The organism is Marinimicrobium koreense (assembly GCF_003762925.1).
Taxonomy (GTDB): domain Bacteria; phylum Pseudomonadota; class Gammaproteobacteria; order Pseudomonadales; family Cellvibrionaceae; genus Marinimicrobium; species Marinimicrobium koreense.
Genome location: NZ_RJUK01000001.1, coordinates 2,220,869 through 2,235,980 on the forward strand (window position 1 = coordinate 2,220,869; position 15,112 = coordinate 2,235,980).

The window sequence follows — 15,112 nt, forward strand, 5'->3', positions numbered from 1 at the left end:
AGCAGGGCCCCCTATGCTTCGCTCACTCTCTTTCAAACTCATGGCCGCGATGGCGGCGCTGATGCTCACCGTGGCCGCCATTATTCTGGCCGCCAGTTACACTTACCTGGCTCGACAACAGCAGAGCAACTTCGAACAGGAAGTTGACCGCAACCTTGAACTGATAAACTCGTCGCTGCTCGAGCCCCTGTTCGCCTATGACTTCCAGCAGCTTGAGGCCATCGCCGAATCCCTGGTCAATACAGCACTCATCGACCAACTGGAAATCACCGACCACCGGGGTAAAGCCATGGCCGACGCCCAGGTCAGTGACCAGGCAGCGCCCGGCAATCAACACCGGCGCGATGCGGTGGAAGTGATCCGCGACGGCGATGTGATCGGCCGCTACAACGTGGTGTTCTCCTCGGAGCAGATGGCGCAGGTACTGAGTAATCAGGTGTCTCTGGGCGTGATCATGGTCGTAGCCCTGCTGGTGGCGGCGTTGTTCACGTTAGCGTTGCTGGTTCGACGCATCGTTCTCAAACCACTGAACCTGATTACCGACAACCTGAGCCATATCGCCGAAGGCGGTGGCGACCTGACCCGGCGCCTGCCGACCGACAGCGGGGACGAAATTGCACACCTGTCACACAGCTACAACCGGGTGATCGACCAGATTGCCGCCATCATTCGCGGGGTGGTCGAGGTGACCAACACCTTCGACGAGCACGTCCAGCAAATGAACCAGGCATCCAACGACAGCTCCCACTCGACCGACGAACAGCTCAAGCAACTGGAGCAGGCCTCCACCGCCATCAACCAGCTTTCGGCGTCCGCCGAAGAGGTGGCCCGTTCCTCGGGCGAAACCGCCGAGCGCACCCGGGACACCCACGATGCCTCCAGCCGCGGGGTCAGCGTGGTGCAGTCATCCCAGGGCAACATTCAGCGCCTGACCCAACAGATCGAGCAGACCGCCGACAAGATTACCCTGCTGAAAGACAGCAGCCAGAATATCGGCAAGGTCATTGAGGTGATTCGCGCGATTGCCGAACAGACCAATCTGCTGGCGCTGAACGCCGCCATCGAGGCGGCCCGCGCCGGAGATCAGGGCCGCGGCTTTGCGGTCGTGGCCGATGAGGTCCGCACCCTGGCCCAGCGCACCCAGAGCTCCACCGAGGAGATCGAGCAGATTGTATTGCAACTGCAGACTCACGCCGATGAGGCCCACGATGCCATGGAACAGAATACCCACTGGGCACAACAGACCGTGGAGAGCGGCAAAGAGGTGCAGCAGGTGCTGGAAAGCGTTCAGGCCCACATCAGCACCATCAACGACATGAATCATCAGGTGGCCACCGCCGCGGAAGAGCAGAGCTCTGTGGCCAGCGAGGTGAATCGCTTCATCGAGTCCGTTTTCGCCCTCTCGGGCAAAGTGTCGGACAACGCCCGTAGCATGCGGGCCAGCTCAGACGAGCTGCTGCAGGAAAACAATGAACTGCAGCGGCGCATGCACAACTTCAAAGTTTGAGGCTCACCATGTCACACACGTTACAGCGGCTGTTCGGCCACGCACGACGCGGATGCGGGGTTCTGGCCCTGATCGGCATCACGGCCGCCAGCCAGGCCCAGACCACGCTGCGCGTCAATCAGACCGATCATCCACTGGATGAGTTTGCCGTGGGCGCCCTGCGGGTCGCGCTGGAGTTTATGGACGGCGACTACGAGCTCGCCATCAGCGATGACCCCATCACCCAGACCCGCGCCATTGAGCGGCTGGAGTCGGACGAGATGGACGTGATGTGGCTGTCGTCAAACCAGGAAGTGGAAAACCGCCTGCGTCCCATCCGCTTCCCGCTCCTGAAGGGCCTGCTGGGCTACCGGGTCTTCATCATCAACCCGGATCGCCAATCCACCATGAACCGGGTGGAAGACAGGGCCGACCTGAGCCGTCTGACCTTCGGGCAGGGCGCCGGCTGGCCCGACATTGCGATTCTGGAGGCCAATGGTCTGGAGGTCATTACTACCAGTAAGTATGACAACCTGTTCTATATGGTGGAGGGCGGTCGGTTTGACGCTTTCCCGCGCGGGGTTCTGGAGCCCTGGACCGAGCTGGCGGCACGACCGGACTTGCCGCTGACGGTGGAGGATCGCCTGGTTCTGGTGTATCCGCTGCCGTTTTACCTGTTTGTCAGCGAGGAAGACGCGGCCCTGGCGGAGGCCATTCACAGCGGGCTGGATCGAGCTCTGGAAAGCGGGCGCTACGATGAGTATTTCTTCCAGCACCCGATGATTGAAGATGCGCTGACCCGCTCAAACCTCGCCGAGCGGCGCGCTTTCCCGCTGGAGAACCCGACTCTCACGGAAGAAACACCCCGGAGCCGCGAGGAGTACTGGCTCGACATGGAGCGCTTGCGGGAACGGAGCGCCGCAGACTAATGGGCCGCCCGGCGCTCCAGGCGCTTCCAGCCGAGCTCGTGAAAGTGGTAGGCCACGGTGTTGATCGCCGGCTCGATCAGCGCCACCGCGCCGCCCAGCACCCAGCTACCGGTGATCACGTAGGCCACGCTGAAGGCCACGGTAAAGTGCAACACAGCGAACGTCATTGTTTTGGTCATGATCGCCTCCCGACCCTCTGAACATCATGGTGGCGAGGGAATTCCCGCCCTTTACAACCATAATAATGATTCCCATTTATAAATAAACTTGATTTGCCATATCGCCCTGATAGCCCTGAACTAACAACCAGGAAATGCCGGCCAGTGTAAACATGGCGCATTTTTACACTTTTTTGCGCCCTCGCATGACGCTATTTGGGGAGAACTTGTCTATACTGAACTCGCCGGCCGTCCGTCGAGAGGGTGGGCATATCCATCACGTATAAGGCATCCAAGAAGTGCCGTTCAAACGCAAAGGGCTGGTTTTCATGTCGCAATCCGAACCCCAGATAGCCACAGGCTGCAGTCGCTGTCGGGATCTCCCCTCACTCCCCTTCGAGTTCACCATGGCGTTTCAGCCGATTGTGGATATTGAAAAGCGCGAAGTGTTCGCCTACGAAGCTCTGGTGCGCGGCACTCAGGGCGAAGGCGCCTTCCAGATTCTCCAGAAAGTCACCGATGACAATCGCTACCAGTTTGATCAATCCTGCCGAACCAAAGCCATCGAGCTGGCGGCCAAGCTGGGGATGACCACGTTTCTGAGCATCAACTTTCTGCCCAATGCCGTCTACGAACCCAAAAGCTGTATTCGCGCCACCCTGGCGGCGGCGGACAAGTACGATTTTCCGTGCAACCGCATCATCTTTGAGGTCAACGAATCCGAGCCGGTGGGCGACCCCGGTCACCTGGAAGGGATTTTCGAGGAATATAACGCCCAGGGCTTCACCACCGCCATTGACGATTTTGGCGCCGGCCACGCCGGGCTCAACCTGCTGGCCGACTTTCAGCCCGGGATCATCAAACTCGATATGGCCCTGATCCGGCATATTGATACCAACCGGATTCGCCAGTCCATCGTCCAGGGCGTGGTGAATACCTGCCGGGAGCTGGGCGTGGAGGTCATAGCCGAAGGCGTGGAAACCGCTGGAGAGCTGACCACATTACGCTCTATGGGCGTTCGCTTAATTCAGGGTTACCTGCTGGCCAAGCCCGAGGTGGAAGCCTTGCCAGAGGTGGATTACGGCGCGCTCTGAATCCATGCCAGAGGGGGGCACCCAAACGGCCGCCCTCATTGACAATGGCCTAAATTACTTTTATTTATTGGATAAGCCGGTTTACGGAGGCTATGTTTTAAGCTTAAGGTCAAAACGGCGCGCGGATCAGTGACGTACCGCCTCCCTGTTTTTAAAACTGCAGGAGAATGATGGATTATGGCGAATACCACCTCAGCCTCGGAAGCAGCAGCGCAAACCCCACCCAGTACCGAGAAACACACCGCCGCCGAGCAGTTTTTTATCGAACTGGCGGCCGAAGCCGACATCCGCATCAACGGTGATCGCCCCTGGGACATCAGGGTGTACGATCCATCGTTTCTGTCCCGTGCACTGTCTTCGGGCGCTCCCCTGGCCTTTGCCGAAGCCTACATGCAGGGCCATTGGGACTGCGATCGCATCGATGAGATGATGACCCGCGTGCTGCACGCTCACCTGGAGCGTCGGCTGAAAAAGTTTGGCACGCTTCAGCTATTGAAGGCGTACTTGAGCGCCGCGGTGATCAACAAGCAGGACCCCAACCGGGCCTTCAAAGTGGGCGAGGTTCACTACGATATCGGTAACGACCTGTATCGGCGTATGCTCGACTCCCGCATGATCTACAGCTGTGCGTTCTGGGCGGACGCCGACAACCTGGAAGAAGCGCAATACCAGAAGCTGGACATGATCTGCCGCAAGCTGGAACTGAAACCGGGCATGACCCTGCTGGATATCGGTTGCGGCTGGGGCGGTCTGGCCGAGTTTGCCGCACGCCACTACGGTGCCAAGGTCACCGGCATTACGATTTCCAAAGAGCAACAGCGACTGGCCCAGGAGCACTGCGCCGGGCTACCGGTGGAGATCCGCCTGGTGGATTACCGGGCCCTGGAAGGTCAGTTTGACCGCATCGTCTCGGTCGGCATGTTCGAGCATGTCGGGCACAAAAATTACCGCACCTACTTTGATACGGTCAGCCGCCTCCTCGCCGATGACGGCCTGTTTCTACTGCACACCATCGGAACGGACCGGCAGCAAAATGGCGTCGATCCGTTTATTGAAAAGTATATTTTTCCCAACGGCGAAATCCCCTGTCGCAAGCTGATCAACGACACCAGTTTGGGGCTGCTGCGTCTGGAAGATTGGCACAACTTCGGGCCGGATTACGACCGCACCCTGATGGCCTGGTGGCACAACTTTGACGCCGCCTGGCCGGAGCTGAAAGACAAGTACGATCAGGGGCATTTTTACCGCATGTGGAAATATTATCTGCTGAGCTGCGCGGCCTATTTCCGCTCCCGTGAAGGGCAGCTGTGGCAGATTGTTTACAGCAAGCCGGACAGCATGCGGGAGTATCGTAGTTTGCGGTGAGGTGGTAACGGCGGATTGAGGTTACGGCGGATGCGGCCTTCGGCCTTATCCGCCCTACGCGAACTACTGTGCTATCCGCCGTAATCCCCCCACGGCAATTCAAACCAACGCGGCAATATACGCAAGCCACCCCGGCTGATTATCCATTTTCTTGCGTTCCCGAAAACTGCCATCGACCACATCCCAATAGATGTGCAGCTTTTTGAAGCCGGCCTCGGTCAGCAGCTCGCGAATTTCCACCATGGACCACTGGCGCCATACGTATTTAAACGCGCGCTTCATTTCACTGCCGTCCCGAAACCGGAAGTGAATGTAATTGACCGCCACATTGTTCATTGGATCGAAGCTGTGCTGGTCCCACACATAGGTAAAGCCGCCTTCGATCTTGCGGGCCTCCTCCATGACCTCCTGGGATTCCCAGCCGCCGTACATATCCAGGAAGAAGATGCCGTCTTTTACCAGAGACTTTCGCACGGCCTTGAAGTAACGGACCATCTCCGCCCGCTCCTGAAAAATCCAGTAACTGAAGTTCATGGCATTGACCAGGTCGAACTTCTCCCGGGTGACCTGACGCACATCGCGCTGAGCCAGCGTGACCCGGTTGCCCGGTTCCCCGAAGGGCTTGAGGTTGTTTTCGACTCCCCACTGCAATACATCGGGATCGATATCCACGCCGAGTGCCGTGCGTTTTTTATGGCTGTCCACCCAGTGGCCACACAGTAGCGCGGTACCACAGAAGTCTTCGCGCATGGAGTAAGGGCGGCGTTTGCGAAGCTTTTTAAACGTTTTGTCAAAGAACTCCACCTCGAACTCCGGAGCCTGAACACTGCGCTGATACAGATCGTGTCGGTCCGAGTTCTTGGCCGTAAAACGGGGTTTGGACTTTCTCTTTGGCAAAGTGACCTCCGGGTTTTGAATGACAGCGGGTATAATAGCAGGCCCATGCACCCCACCCCCAAACAGTGCTAAAGTAGCGCCCATGACCTCATCGCTGATCCCCGAAAAACCCCTGCTGTTCTCGCCCTCACTGGCCGCCACCATTGGCCTGGAAGAAGCGATTCTGCTCAGCGCCCTCAGCGATGTTGCCCACTACCGGCCGGGTACCTACCGGCAGGGGCACCACTGGCTGAAGCTCGAAGCGCCGCAACTGCAATCGCTGCTGCCCTTCTGGAGCGACCAGGACCTGCAGCGGGTGAGTAAAAGCCTGAGGGACAAAGGGATCATCCTGATCGAGTCCGCCCCCTACACCGAAAGCCGCCAGCTGCTGTTTGCCTTCAACGAAACCGACCGGACCCAGAGCGCCCCGGCCGCTCCTGCCGCCCACAACCCGGACCCGCAGACCGGTGCCAACCGGATCAGCCCCCATTGGCGACCGGATGCCGAGCTGATGCGGCACATTGCCCAACACAACATTCCGGACCACTTTGTGCGCGAGCAACTGCCGGAGTTCATTGCCTACTGGCGCGAGCGCGGCGAGAGCCACCACGCTTGGGGAGCCAAGTTCCTCAAGCATCTGCTGCGCCAGTGGCGCGAGGCCCAGACCGAGCACCAGGTCCGCCGCGACCGGGAGGTCGCCATGCACAGCGGCTGGCGGCCCAGCCGGGATGCGCTGGAAGTGCTGGTCAAGCACGCCAATATCAGCCTGGCGTTCATCGAGGACGCCATTCCCGAGTTCGTGCTCTACTGGCAGGAGCGGGGCGATGTGGGGCGCACCTGGAACAGCAAATTCATCCAGCACGTCAAACGCCAGTGGCTCAGGTATAATGCCGCTCTTGAGCACGATACCGAGCCGCGGCGCATCCCGGAGAACTGGCAGCCCAGTCAGGATGTGTACGACGTGCTCAAACTGGCCAATATCGACCTGGCGTTCGCCCAGCGCCAGGTGCCGGAGTTCGTGCTCTACTGGCGCGACAGCAACCAGGTGCACAGCTCCTGGAACACCAAGTTTCTGCAGCACGTAAAGTATCATTGGGCACGCCAGCACGCTCTGACCACGCACAACCCACAGGCAGGCCAACATGCAGGACAGCAAGACCCTTCTCGACCAGGCACAACGCGCGATCGCAGCCTCGTCCAGGACCTCACCGACCGAAGCTGGGCCCGCTGAACAGCAGCGCCGGGCCGCGACCGATGGGCATATTGATGCCCTCAACGAGGCCTTTGCCCTGTTCCGCATCAATTACCATAACCAGTACTACAAGGCCTACAGCGACACCCAGGTGCTCAACCAGATCAAAAAGCTCTGGCTGGACAGCCTGACCCGCTTCGAGCCGGACACCATCCGCCGGGGCGCGCGCAAGGTCATTGAAGAGTCCGAGTTCCTGCCAACCCTGAACCGCATGATGCGCGCCTGCCAGGGCGACCCGACCGAGTTTGGCCTGCCGGACGCCCACAGTGCCTATGTGGAAGCCTGCCGGGCGCCCAGTCCCAAAGCGGCCCAGCACTGGAGCCATCCGGCGGTATACCACGCGGGCCTGGCCAGCGACTGGTTTTTCCTGGCCAGCAGTGCCGAGAAAGTGGCTTTCCCGGTGTTTGAGCGTCACTACCAGCGCTTTTGCGAACAGGTGATGAACGGCGCGGAGTTACCCCTCCCCCAGGCGCCGGCCCTTCCCGAAACCACCGAAACGCCCCTGTCGGCCGATGAGAACCACCAGCGGCTGGAGGCGCTCCGGCGCGAGCTGGATCTCTGATCCTTTGCCCGCCCAACGACGTAACTCTTTGTTTGGATTGATGTATTAGAAGGTGATTGTATGAAGCAGGGTTTCACCCAGTGGTTACTGGGCCTGGGCCTGGTGGCCTTCCCTCTTGGCTGTCTGGTGCTGACGTTTTACCTGGCCTACCACCCGCCCCAGCCCATGGAAGAGTCCGTGGCTGGTCGGCAGGAGCCACCAGCGGTACCGCGCCCCGCCGAGGTAAAGCAGCTACCGGATTTTGCCAGCATCGGCCATATCCCCGATCGCAAACGGGCCTTTTTTGAGATGCTGATCCCCATGGTTGAGTGGCGCAATCATCAGTTGGAGCAGCTGCGCGAAGACGTGATTGACATGCGCTCGGTGCTCGCCGCCGACAAGAGCCTCAGCAACCGCCAGCGGGCCCAGCTTGAGCGCCTGCGTATCCATTTCCGCGTGGATGAAGACAACTACCCGAACGCCTCGGACGCCCTGGACGAGCTGCACAAGCGGGTGGACATACTCCCGTTGGAGATGGTTCTGGCTCAAGGGGCGGCAGAATCTGGCTGGGGTACCTCGCGCTTCGCCCAGGAAGCCAACAACCTGTTCGGCCAGTGGTGTTACCGGAAAGGCTGCGGCCTGGTTCCCAACGCCCGCTCGGACGACATGAGTCACGAAGTACAGAAGTTTGCTACGGTGAATGAGGCCGTATCGACCTATTTCCGCAACATCAACACCAACCGGGCCTACCGGGAGGTGCGGGAGATTCGCGCTCAACAGCGTGCTCAGGACATGGCACCCACGGGTATGGCGATGGTGCAGGGGCTGATCCGGTATTCGAGCCGCGGACAGGCGTATATTGAGGAGCTCAAGGAACTGATCAGCTACAACGAACTGGAGCAGGTACATGAAGCCTGGTTGACGCCGGAGGAGCCCGAAGTCCCCGCGAAGGCCGAAGCAGAACCCCAGACCGAGGCGGGGTAACGGCTGCATCTATCGGGTTACGCGCGGCGCGCTCCGGTGCGTCGGAGCGCGCCGACCGACGGAACGAGCTGTGAGCCGGGCTGGCAATCGTCGGGTTACGCCTTCGGCTAACCCGACCTACGGGGTAGTTTGGTGGGTGTTCCTGGGTCTGCGTAGGTCGGGTTAGCCGAAGGCGTAACCCGACAATCACTGCCAAATCTCAGTTCTCGTGCACCCAGCGGCCGTCTTTATCAGTCACCAGCCACTGCTGCGAGAACCAGTAGAAGCGGCCGGACTCCCCGGTGCCCGCGGTACAGTTATAACGGGTCCGGCCCGGCGTCAGGGGCTTGCCGGGCTGAGTGATCAATTGGCGCCCCTCTACCCGGGTTTCTATGGCCCCCTGGCCTCCGGCAAAACAGTTGATTCGACCGGCCAGGTTGTCCTGTTCAAGATTCAACACCAACACCGGCCGGGCGCCGGATGCCACTACAACTTCCTCCAGGGGCTTATCCAGCGCCGCGTCCGCGTACAGCTCGGCGGATTCTATGGGCATGGGACGGGTTTGGGCCTTGGTGGCAAACTCTTCTATCTCACCATAGGGACCACCAAACGGGAAGCGCGGTAAGGCCCGCAAATCGCTGTGTGCGCCAATCGGGCCGGACTGCTGGCCGAAGGCCACATAGCCCAGGGACTCCAACAGGTCTTTCACTTCATTGTTGTACTCGCCATAGGGGTAGGCCAGCATCTTGTGGTTCTGGCCGGTCTCTTCCTTGATACGCCGCTCGGCGTCCACCACCTCGGACTCAATCCGCTCGCGCCACTGCGCCTGGCTTTCACCGGCTTTGCGGCGCTGCAGGTGGTTGTGTTTGGTGGAATGATTGGCGATGGTGGCGCCATGCTCGGCCATTTCACGCAGTTCATCCCAGGTGGTGAAGCCGCCTTTACCGTCGTCCAGCGGGTCGGTATTTACAAATACCGTGAACGGCCAGCCCTTCTCCTTGAGCAGTGGGTAAGCGGTGGTGTAAACCGAATCGTAGGCGTCGTCAAAGGTGATGGCTACAGTGCGGTCCGGTAGAGGCTCGCCGGATTGCAGTGCTTTGACCAGTATCTCGAGCGGTACCACGCCAAAGTTGTGATTCTCCAGGTAATCCATGTGCGAACGAAACCGCTTGGGCGTCACGCTGGTGGAAGCCGGTGTCGACTCGCTCACATGGTGGTATTGCAGCACCACGGCGGCCTGCGCCGGGCTGCCCGCCGCCAGAGAGAAGAGTAATCCCAGTGTCCCGGCAACCAGAGCCACCAGAACCAAGGAGCGCCTGACCGGCTTAGTGACGTGCATACAACCTCCGCTAATCCTGAAGAAACTTCAATCCGATACCGTCGGGTTCGGTGCGCACCACTTCCATTTTCACCACCGGTGCCTCCACCGGCATGCCCTGAACCTGTCCGGTCACCACCGACCCGATGGGCGGCATCTGATCCGGCTCGAGCACGACGAACACTCCACCATCGGAGATATCACGGGTTTTGACCATCAATTCGCCAATGGTTTCATGCTGAATTTTAATCCGGCAGGCCAGGGGCGTGCGCGTGTACTCCCGCTTGTCACTCATAGTGCGTCCTCAGGTTATTATTGTTGGTCCGACAGCCGGCGGTTCGGGGCCTCAGGAGACCAAGCCTCAGGAGACCTCGGCCCGGTCCACCTTCTGGAAGCCACGCGGCAGCTTGTTGCCCCGTCTGCCACGCTCGCCCCGGTAATGGTCCAGATCACCGGCCTTGAGCGTCAAGTGGCGCTTGCCGGCGTGCAGCGTCAACGACTGCCCCTCGGCGATGACGCCCACCGCAATCACATACTCCTCTCGGCTTTGCACGCGGGCCGACGGGATATTCATGATCTTGTTGCCCTTGCCGCGGGCCAGCTCCGGCAGCTCTGTGACCGGGAACACCAGGAGCCGCCCCTCGTTGCTCACCGCCGCCAACAGATCTTTCTCGGGGTTTTCCAGCACCTGGGGCGCCAATACCCGCCCGCCTTTGGGCAGGCTCAACATGGCCTTGCCAGCGCGGTTTTTGCTGTAGAGATCCCCCAGTTTGGCCACAAAGCCATACCCGGCGTCCGAGGCGAGCAGCACCCGCTGCTCATCACTGCCCATCAGGGCGCCCTCGAAAGTGGCTCCGTTAGGGGGATTCAGGCGTCCACTCAAGGGCTCACCCTGACCCCGGGCCGAGGGCAGGTTATGGGCCGCAATGGCGTAACTGCGCCCGGTGGAATCGAGTAACATCACACTCTGGTTGGTCTTGCCGCGCACGGCAAACTTGAAGCTGTCCCCAGCCTTGTAATTGAGCGCCGCCGGATCGATCTCATGGCCCTTGGCCGAACGGATCCAGCCTTTTTCGGACACCACCACGGTGACCGGGTCGACCCCGATCAACTCGGTTTCACTGAATGCCTGGGCCTCCTCGCGCTGAACGATGGGCGAGCGGCGATCATCGCCGTATTCCTTGGCCACCTGCTGCAGCTCTTTGCGAATCAGGGTTTTCAGGCGAGTGGCGGACCCGAGGGTTTTCTCCAGTTGGTCCCGCTCTTTTTCCAGGGCTTCCTGCTCGCCCCGGATCTTCATTTCCTCAAGACGCGCCAACTGGCGCAACTTGGTGTCCAGAATGTAGTCGGCCTGAACGTCGGACAGTTTGAAGCGCTCCATCAACACCGCTTTGGGCTCGTCCTCGGTGCGGATGATGTGGATGACTTCATCGATGTTCAGATAGGCGATCAGCAAGCCTTCCAACAGGTGCAGGCGCTTCTGCACCTTGTCCAGGCGGAACTGCAGACGACGCCGGGTGGTGACCGTGCGGAAGCTGAGCCACTCGGACAGAATGACATCCAGGCTTTTCACGCCCGGACGACCATCGATGCCGATCATGTTCATATTGACCCGGTAGGTTTTCTCCAGGTCGGTACTGGCGAACAGATGCTGCATCAACTGCTCGGCATCCACCCGGTTGGAGCGTGGGGTGATCACCAGCCGGGTGGGGTTTTCGTGGTCCGATTCATCCCGCAGATCGGTGACCATGGGCAGTTTCTTGGCCTGCATCTGGGCCGCGATCTGCTCCAGAATCTTGGCGCCACTGACCTGATGAGGCAGTGCGGTAATGATGATATCCCCGCTGTCCTTTTCCCTGGTCCAGACACCGCGCATGCGCAGACTGCCCCGGCCGGTCTGGTACATCTTGATCAGATCTTCCCGGGGCGTGATCAGCTCCGCCTCGGTGGGCATATCCGGGCCCTGAATAAACTGGCACAGTTCGTTCACATCCGCCTTGGGGTTATCGAGCAGATGAATACAGGCCTCGACCACCTCCCGCAGGTTATGGGGCGGGATGTCCGTGGCCATCCCCACGGCAATGCCGGTGGTGCCATTGAGTAGCACATTAGGCACCCGGGCGGGCAGCACCTTGGGCTCGTCCATGGTGCCGTCGAAATTTGGCTGCCAATCCACCGTACCCTGGCCCAACTCCTCCAGCAGCACCTCACTGTAGCGCGCCAGACGCGACTCGGTGTACCGCATGGCGGCAAACGACTTGGGATCATCCGGCGACCCCCAGTTCCCCTGCCCGTCCACCAGGGTGTACCGGTACGAAAACGGCTGGGCCATCAACACCATGGACTCGTAAGCGGCCGAATCCCCATGCGGGTGGAACTTACCGATCACATCGCCCACTGTACGGGCCGACTTCTTGAACTTCGCCGTCGCCTTCAGCCCCAGCTCGCTCATGGCATAGACAATACGGCGCTGAACCGGCTTGAGCCCGTCACCGATATTGGGCAGGGCGCGATCGAGAATGACGTACATGGAATAATCCAGATACGCCTTCTCGGTATAGTCTTTGAGGGGAATGCGCTCTTCAGCGTCGGGGGATACTACGACTTCGTTCATGCAAATTCCTGGTCGTTATCGTTAATACTGCAGCTTGATCTCGCCCTGCTCCGAGACCCGCATGGACGGCAACCACTGGCTGAAATCCAACTTGGCGTCGAAATTGTAACTGACCCGGTCACTGACCGCCCGCTGGCTGAAGTGCTGGACCAACCGCGCAATGGACAACAGGTTGGCAGAGACCTCCACGGTCACCGGAGTCTCCTCATACGCCTTGAGGGTGGGCACCTGGCTGGAAACGCCACTCAAGACATCGATGTTTTCGATGCCGATGTTATAAGAGATCCCGCGCACGGACAAATCCCGCGCATTGGGATTGGTGATACCGAGATGAACCGCAATGCGCTGCTCCATACCCTGAGCCGGCAAAAGCTCAAGCCCCGTGACCTTGACCTGGGGCTCCTGAATACCGAAAGGAATCTGGGAGCAGGCGGCGAGCATTAAGGCCACCACGGCCAAAAGCCCGGTACGAAGCACTGAGGCGCGGATAGGGGTAGACCGTTCCTGGACCGTAGAGCGCGGGAAGCGCGGTTGCGAGCCCCCAGGGGCCGCTCCTTGGCATCCATGCCATCGCGGCATTCGTGCATCCATGCACATCATGGGTTTACGGCGTGTCCAGGAACGGTCTACCCCTATCCGTGCCGGACGTCCTGCACCCATCAAACGTTCTATAACCGTCAACAATTGATACCACATGCGCTCTACTCTCCTATCTAGCAGCAGACTGAAACCAGTCCAGTAATGTTTCCAAGCAGACTACACCACCCCGTGGATTGCAGTGACGGCCCCTGAAGCTTTTGTGAGGTATATCACATGACATCCGGGAGCGCTGTGGTGTAATCCCGCACGGACTGGCCAAAATGGACCACCCCAACAAGAATCAACCGAGCCAACAACACCGAGAGAGTCTATGCCCAAGCACCCGCTCAGCACCGACGAACTACTGGGCAGCCGGGAAATTCGTTTCATCGATCGCCAGGAAACCAACTACCCCAACCTCATGCGCCTGTGCCTGGACTTCGACTTCTGCGTCCTGCAATTGTTGCACAAAACCCCCGTGCCCACCGCCAATAAATCCTTCGTACTCGTCACCCGGGACTACCGGCTGACACCCACAGCCGCCATCAGCCCCGCCTTCGCCGAACTCGAACAACTCGAAACCTACGTCCACCTGCACCAGGTCGACATCCTCCACGACTACCTGTTCGGATTCGTCGACGAAGACATCGCCAACAGCGCCAGAGGCGGAGAATAACCGCTAACCACCCCAACCAGTCACTGTCAGAATTACCGGCACTCCGTAGACGCTGGGCACCGGGTTCGCTATGCTCTCGGCTTTTGCCTGAGCGCCGTTGTTATGCGAACTCTGCTTCTGGCCGGTGGCGGCCTGACGCACGCCCTCTACTTGGCCAACGCCCGCCACCTGCTACCCGACGATGTGCGAGTGATACTGGTGTCACCAGAGCGGTTTGTTCCCTACTCGGGCATGCTGCCCGGGCTGATTGCCGGACGCTTTCGCTTTCGGGATTGCCACATCGACCTGGGCCAGCTCTGCCGGGCCACGCACACCGAATTACAGTTCGGCCGCCTGGCCTCCCTGGACCTGGCGCAACGCCGTGCACAGCTCGACAATGGCGACGCCATTGGCTTTGACCTCCTGTCAGTCAACACCGGTCTGCAGGCCACCGATACCATCCCCGGACTGGCCGAGCACGGCATGAGCACACGTCCGATCAGTGGGTTTTTGCCCCGCTGGCAGGAAACACTGGCGGACCTGTGTGCCCGGGATCGGAACAACCCGGCCAACCTGGCCGTCATCGGCGGAAACCTCGATGGTGTGGAAATGGCCCTGGCCGTTCGCCAGCGGCTGCTGCATGAAGACAACCTGAAGGCGCCGGTGAGCATCCACCTGGTCCACGGTGGCGGTAAGCTGCTGCCCGAGTTTCCCCTGGCCGCTCAGCTACGCGCCGCACAATTACTGCAGGAGCGGGAGATTCGAGTCCACCCCCTGTTTGATGTGGCACGCGTGGATGACCAACAGATCTACACCGATCGCCATCAGCACCTGCCCATGGACAGCGTGATCTGGTGTGTTTCCGGGCAACCGGGCGCCTGGGTCAAAACATCGGGGCTGGCACTGACCGACCGGGGCCGGATTCAGGTCAATGCACATCTACAGGCGGTCAATCATCCGTTCGTGTTCGCCGCCGGCGCGGTCGCCAGTGTGACCGGCGGCCCAGAGCCCGGAGCCGCGGCAAACCTGGCACTGCGGCAGGCGCCAGTGCTGGCCGCCAATCTGGCCCGCGCTCTGGCCGGTGAACCACTCAGACGCTACAAGTCCGGCCGACGGACGCTGTCGATCATTACCACCAGCAATGATTACGCGCTGGCCCGTTACGGCAATCAGGTCTGGGGTGGCAAGTGGATAGAACGCTGGAAATATCGGCGGGACCGGAAGGTCATGGCGAGCTTCCCCCGGGCCTGAAGGCCCGGAGTTGGGGCGGATCAGGTACGCA

At 60.1% G+C, this 15,112-nt stretch carries 15 protein-coding genes; 9 read left to right on the plus strand and 6 right to left on the minus strand.

The features are described 5' to 3' along the window. Nucleotides 1-13 precede the first annotated feature (13 nt). Nucleotides 14-1,507 (plus strand): methyl-accepting chemotaxis protein, encoded by a 1,494-nt coding sequence (locus EDC38_RS09720; protein ID WP_123638341.1) that lies wholly within the window; start codon nt 14-16, stop codon nt 1,505-1,507. Nucleotides 1,508-1,515: 8 nt separating this feature from the next. Then, nucleotides 1,516-2,415, plus strand: a complete 900-nt coding sequence (locus tag EDC38_RS09725) for an ABC transporter substrate-binding protein (RefSeq protein WP_123638342.1) — start codon at nt 1,516-1,518, stop codon at nt 2,413-2,415. On the opposite strand, the gene EDC38_RS09730 is transcribed toward EDC38_RS09725, so the two are convergent. Continuing rightward, the gene (locus EDC38_RS09730) at nt 2,412-2,594 is read right to left on the minus strand and encodes a DUF2061 domain-containing protein (RefSeq protein ID WP_036160783.1); all 183 of its coding nucleotides are present in this window, start codon (nt 2,592-2,594) and stop codon (nt 2,412-2,414) included. The two genes, EDC38_RS09725 and EDC38_RS09730, sit on opposite strands and share 4 nt — an antisense overlap. 308 nt (nt 2,595-2,902) lie before the next feature. On the opposite strand from EDC38_RS09730, the gene EDC38_RS09735 reads away from it, so the two are divergent. Together EDC38_RS09735 and cfa are read left to right on the plus strand one after the other, a co-directional pair. Beyond that, nucleotides 2,903-3,667, plus strand: a complete 765-nt coding sequence (locus tag EDC38_RS09735) for an EAL domain-containing protein (RefSeq protein ID WP_123638343.1) — start codon at nt 2,903-2,905, stop codon at nt 3,665-3,667. Between the two features lie 177 nt (nt 3,668-3,844). Further along, complete coding sequence (gene cfa / locus EDC38_RS09740; RefSeq protein ID WP_123638344.1) at nt 3,845-5,032, plus strand: cyclopropane fatty acyl phospholipid synthase; 1,188 nt, start codon at nt 3,845-3,847, stop codon at nt 5,030-5,032. A 99-nt stretch (nt 5,033-5,131) separates the two neighbouring features. On the opposite strand, the gene EDC38_RS09745 is transcribed toward cfa, so the two are convergent. Further along, entirely contained in the window at nt 5,132-5,929 is a 798-nt protein-coding gene (locus EDC38_RS09745; protein ID WP_170162886.1) for a class I SAM-dependent methyltransferase, read from the minus strand. 82 nt (nt 5,930-6,011) lie between these two features. On the opposite strand from EDC38_RS09745, the gene EDC38_RS09750 reads away from it, so the two are divergent. Genes EDC38_RS09750 through EDC38_RS09760 form a run of 3 tightly spaced genes read left to right on the plus strand, consistent with a single transcriptional unit; the run spans nt 6,012 to nt 8,685 of the window. Continuing rightward, entirely contained in the window at nt 6,012-7,139 is a 1,128-nt protein-coding gene (locus EDC38_RS09750) for a DnaT-like ssDNA-binding domain-containing protein (RefSeq protein WP_123638346.1), read from the plus strand. Further along, entirely contained in the window at nt 7,051-7,722 is a 672-nt protein-coding gene (locus EDC38_RS09755) for a replication protein P (protein WP_123638347.1), read from the plus strand. Before EDC38_RS09750 ends, EDC38_RS09755 begins: the two co-directional genes overlap by 89 nt. Before the next feature lie 60 nt (nt 7,723-7,782). Next, a complete protein-coding gene (locus tag EDC38_RS09760) occupies nt 7,783-8,685 on the plus strand; it encodes a glucosaminidase domain-containing protein (protein WP_123638348.1) in 903 nt (300 codons plus the stop codon). A gap of 199 nt (nt 8,686-8,884) precedes the next feature. On the opposite strand, the gene EDC38_RS09765 is transcribed toward EDC38_RS09760, so the two are convergent. The 4 genes from EDC38_RS09765 to EDC38_RS09780 form a co-directional block, all read right to left on the minus strand. Further along, entirely contained in the window at nt 8,885-10,003 is a 1,119-nt protein-coding gene (locus EDC38_RS09765) for a polysaccharide deacetylase family protein (RefSeq protein ID WP_123638349.1), read from the minus strand. A 10-nt stretch (nt 10,004-10,013) separates the two neighbouring features. Further along, entirely contained in the window at nt 10,014-10,277 is a 264-nt protein-coding gene (locus EDC38_RS09770) for a PilZ domain-containing protein (protein ID WP_024461329.1), read from the minus strand. 66 nt (nt 10,278-10,343) lie between these two features. Then, nucleotides 10,344-12,596, minus strand: a complete 2,253-nt coding sequence (gene parC / locus EDC38_RS09775) for a DNA topoisomerase IV subunit A (RefSeq protein ID WP_123638350.1) — start codon at nt 12,594-12,596, stop codon at nt 10,344-10,346. A gap of 21 nt (nt 12,597-12,617) precedes the next feature. Further along, the gene (locus EDC38_RS09780) at nt 12,618-13,037 is read right to left on the minus strand and encodes an LEA/WHy family protein (protein WP_246004376.1); all 420 of its coding nucleotides are present in this window, start codon (nt 13,035-13,037) and stop codon (nt 12,618-12,620) included. A gap of 469 nt (nt 13,038-13,506) precedes the next feature. Between EDC38_RS09780 and EDC38_RS09785 the strand changes: the two genes are divergently transcribed. Continuing rightward, nucleotides 13,507-13,851 carry a hypothetical protein gene (locus tag EDC38_RS09785; RefSeq protein ID WP_123638352.1) on the plus strand — a complete coding sequence of 115 codons (345 nt, stop codon included), beginning with the start codon at nt 13,507-13,509 and terminating at the stop codon, nt 13,849-13,851. Nucleotides 13,852-13,953: 102 nt separating this feature from the next. Continuing rightward, nucleotides 13,954-15,081 carry an FAD-dependent oxidoreductase gene (locus EDC38_RS09790; RefSeq protein WP_123638353.1) on the plus strand — a complete coding sequence of 376 codons (1,128 nt, stop codon included), beginning with the start codon at nt 13,954-13,956 and terminating at the stop codon, nt 15,079-15,081. Nucleotides 15,082-15,112: the final 31 nt, after the last annotated feature.

Coding starts and splice junctions, on each gene's coding strand:
- EDC38_RS09720 (WP_123638341.1), top strand. CDS start 14: ATGCTTCGCTCACTCTCTTTCAAACTCATGGCCGCGATGGCGGCGCTG.
- EDC38_RS09725 (WP_123638342.1), top strand. CDS start 1,516: ATGTCACACACGTTACAGCGGCTGTTCGGCCACGCACGACGCGGATGC.
- EDC38_RS09730 (WP_036160783.1), bottom strand. CDS start 2,594: ATGACCAAAACAATGACGTTCGCTGTGTTGCACTTTACCGTGGCCTTC.
- EDC38_RS09735 (WP_123638343.1), top strand. CDS start 2,903: ATGTCGCAATCCGAACCCCAGATAGCCACAGGCTGCAGTCGCTGTCGG.
- cfa (WP_123638344.1), top strand. CDS start 3,845: ATGGCGAATACCACCTCAGCCTCGGAAGCAGCAGCGCAAACCCCACCC.
- EDC38_RS09750 (WP_123638346.1), top strand. CDS start 6,012: ATGACCTCATCGCTGATCCCCGAAAAACCCCTGCTGTTCTCGCCCTCA.
- EDC38_RS09755 (WP_123638347.1), top strand. CDS start 7,051: ATGCAGGACAGCAAGACCCTTCTCGACCAGGCACAACGCGCGATCGCA.
- EDC38_RS09760 (WP_123638348.1), top strand. CDS start 7,783: ATGAAGCAGGGTTTCACCCAGTGGTTACTGGGCCTGGGCCTGGTGGCC.
- EDC38_RS09765 (WP_123638349.1), bottom strand. CDS start 10,003: ATGCACGTCACTAAGCCGGTCAGGCGCTCCTTGGTTCTGGTGGCTCTG.
- EDC38_RS09770 (WP_024461329.1), bottom strand. CDS start 10,277: ATGAGTGACAAGCGGGAGTACACGCGCACGCCCCTGGCCTGCCGGATT.
- parC (WP_123638350.1), bottom strand. CDS start 12,596: ATGAACGAAGTCGTAGTATCCCCCGACGCTGAAGAGCGCATTCCCCTC.
- EDC38_RS09780 (WP_246004376.1), bottom strand. CDS start 13,037: ATGCTCGCCGCCTGCTCCCAGATTCCTTTCGGTATTCAGGAGCCCCAG.
- EDC38_RS09785 (WP_123638352.1), top strand. CDS start 13,507: ATGCCCAAGCACCCGCTCAGCACCGACGAACTACTGGGCAGCCGGGAA.
- EDC38_RS09790 (WP_123638353.1), top strand. CDS start 13,954: ATGCGAACTCTGCTTCTGGCCGGTGGCGGCCTGACGCACGCCCTCTAC.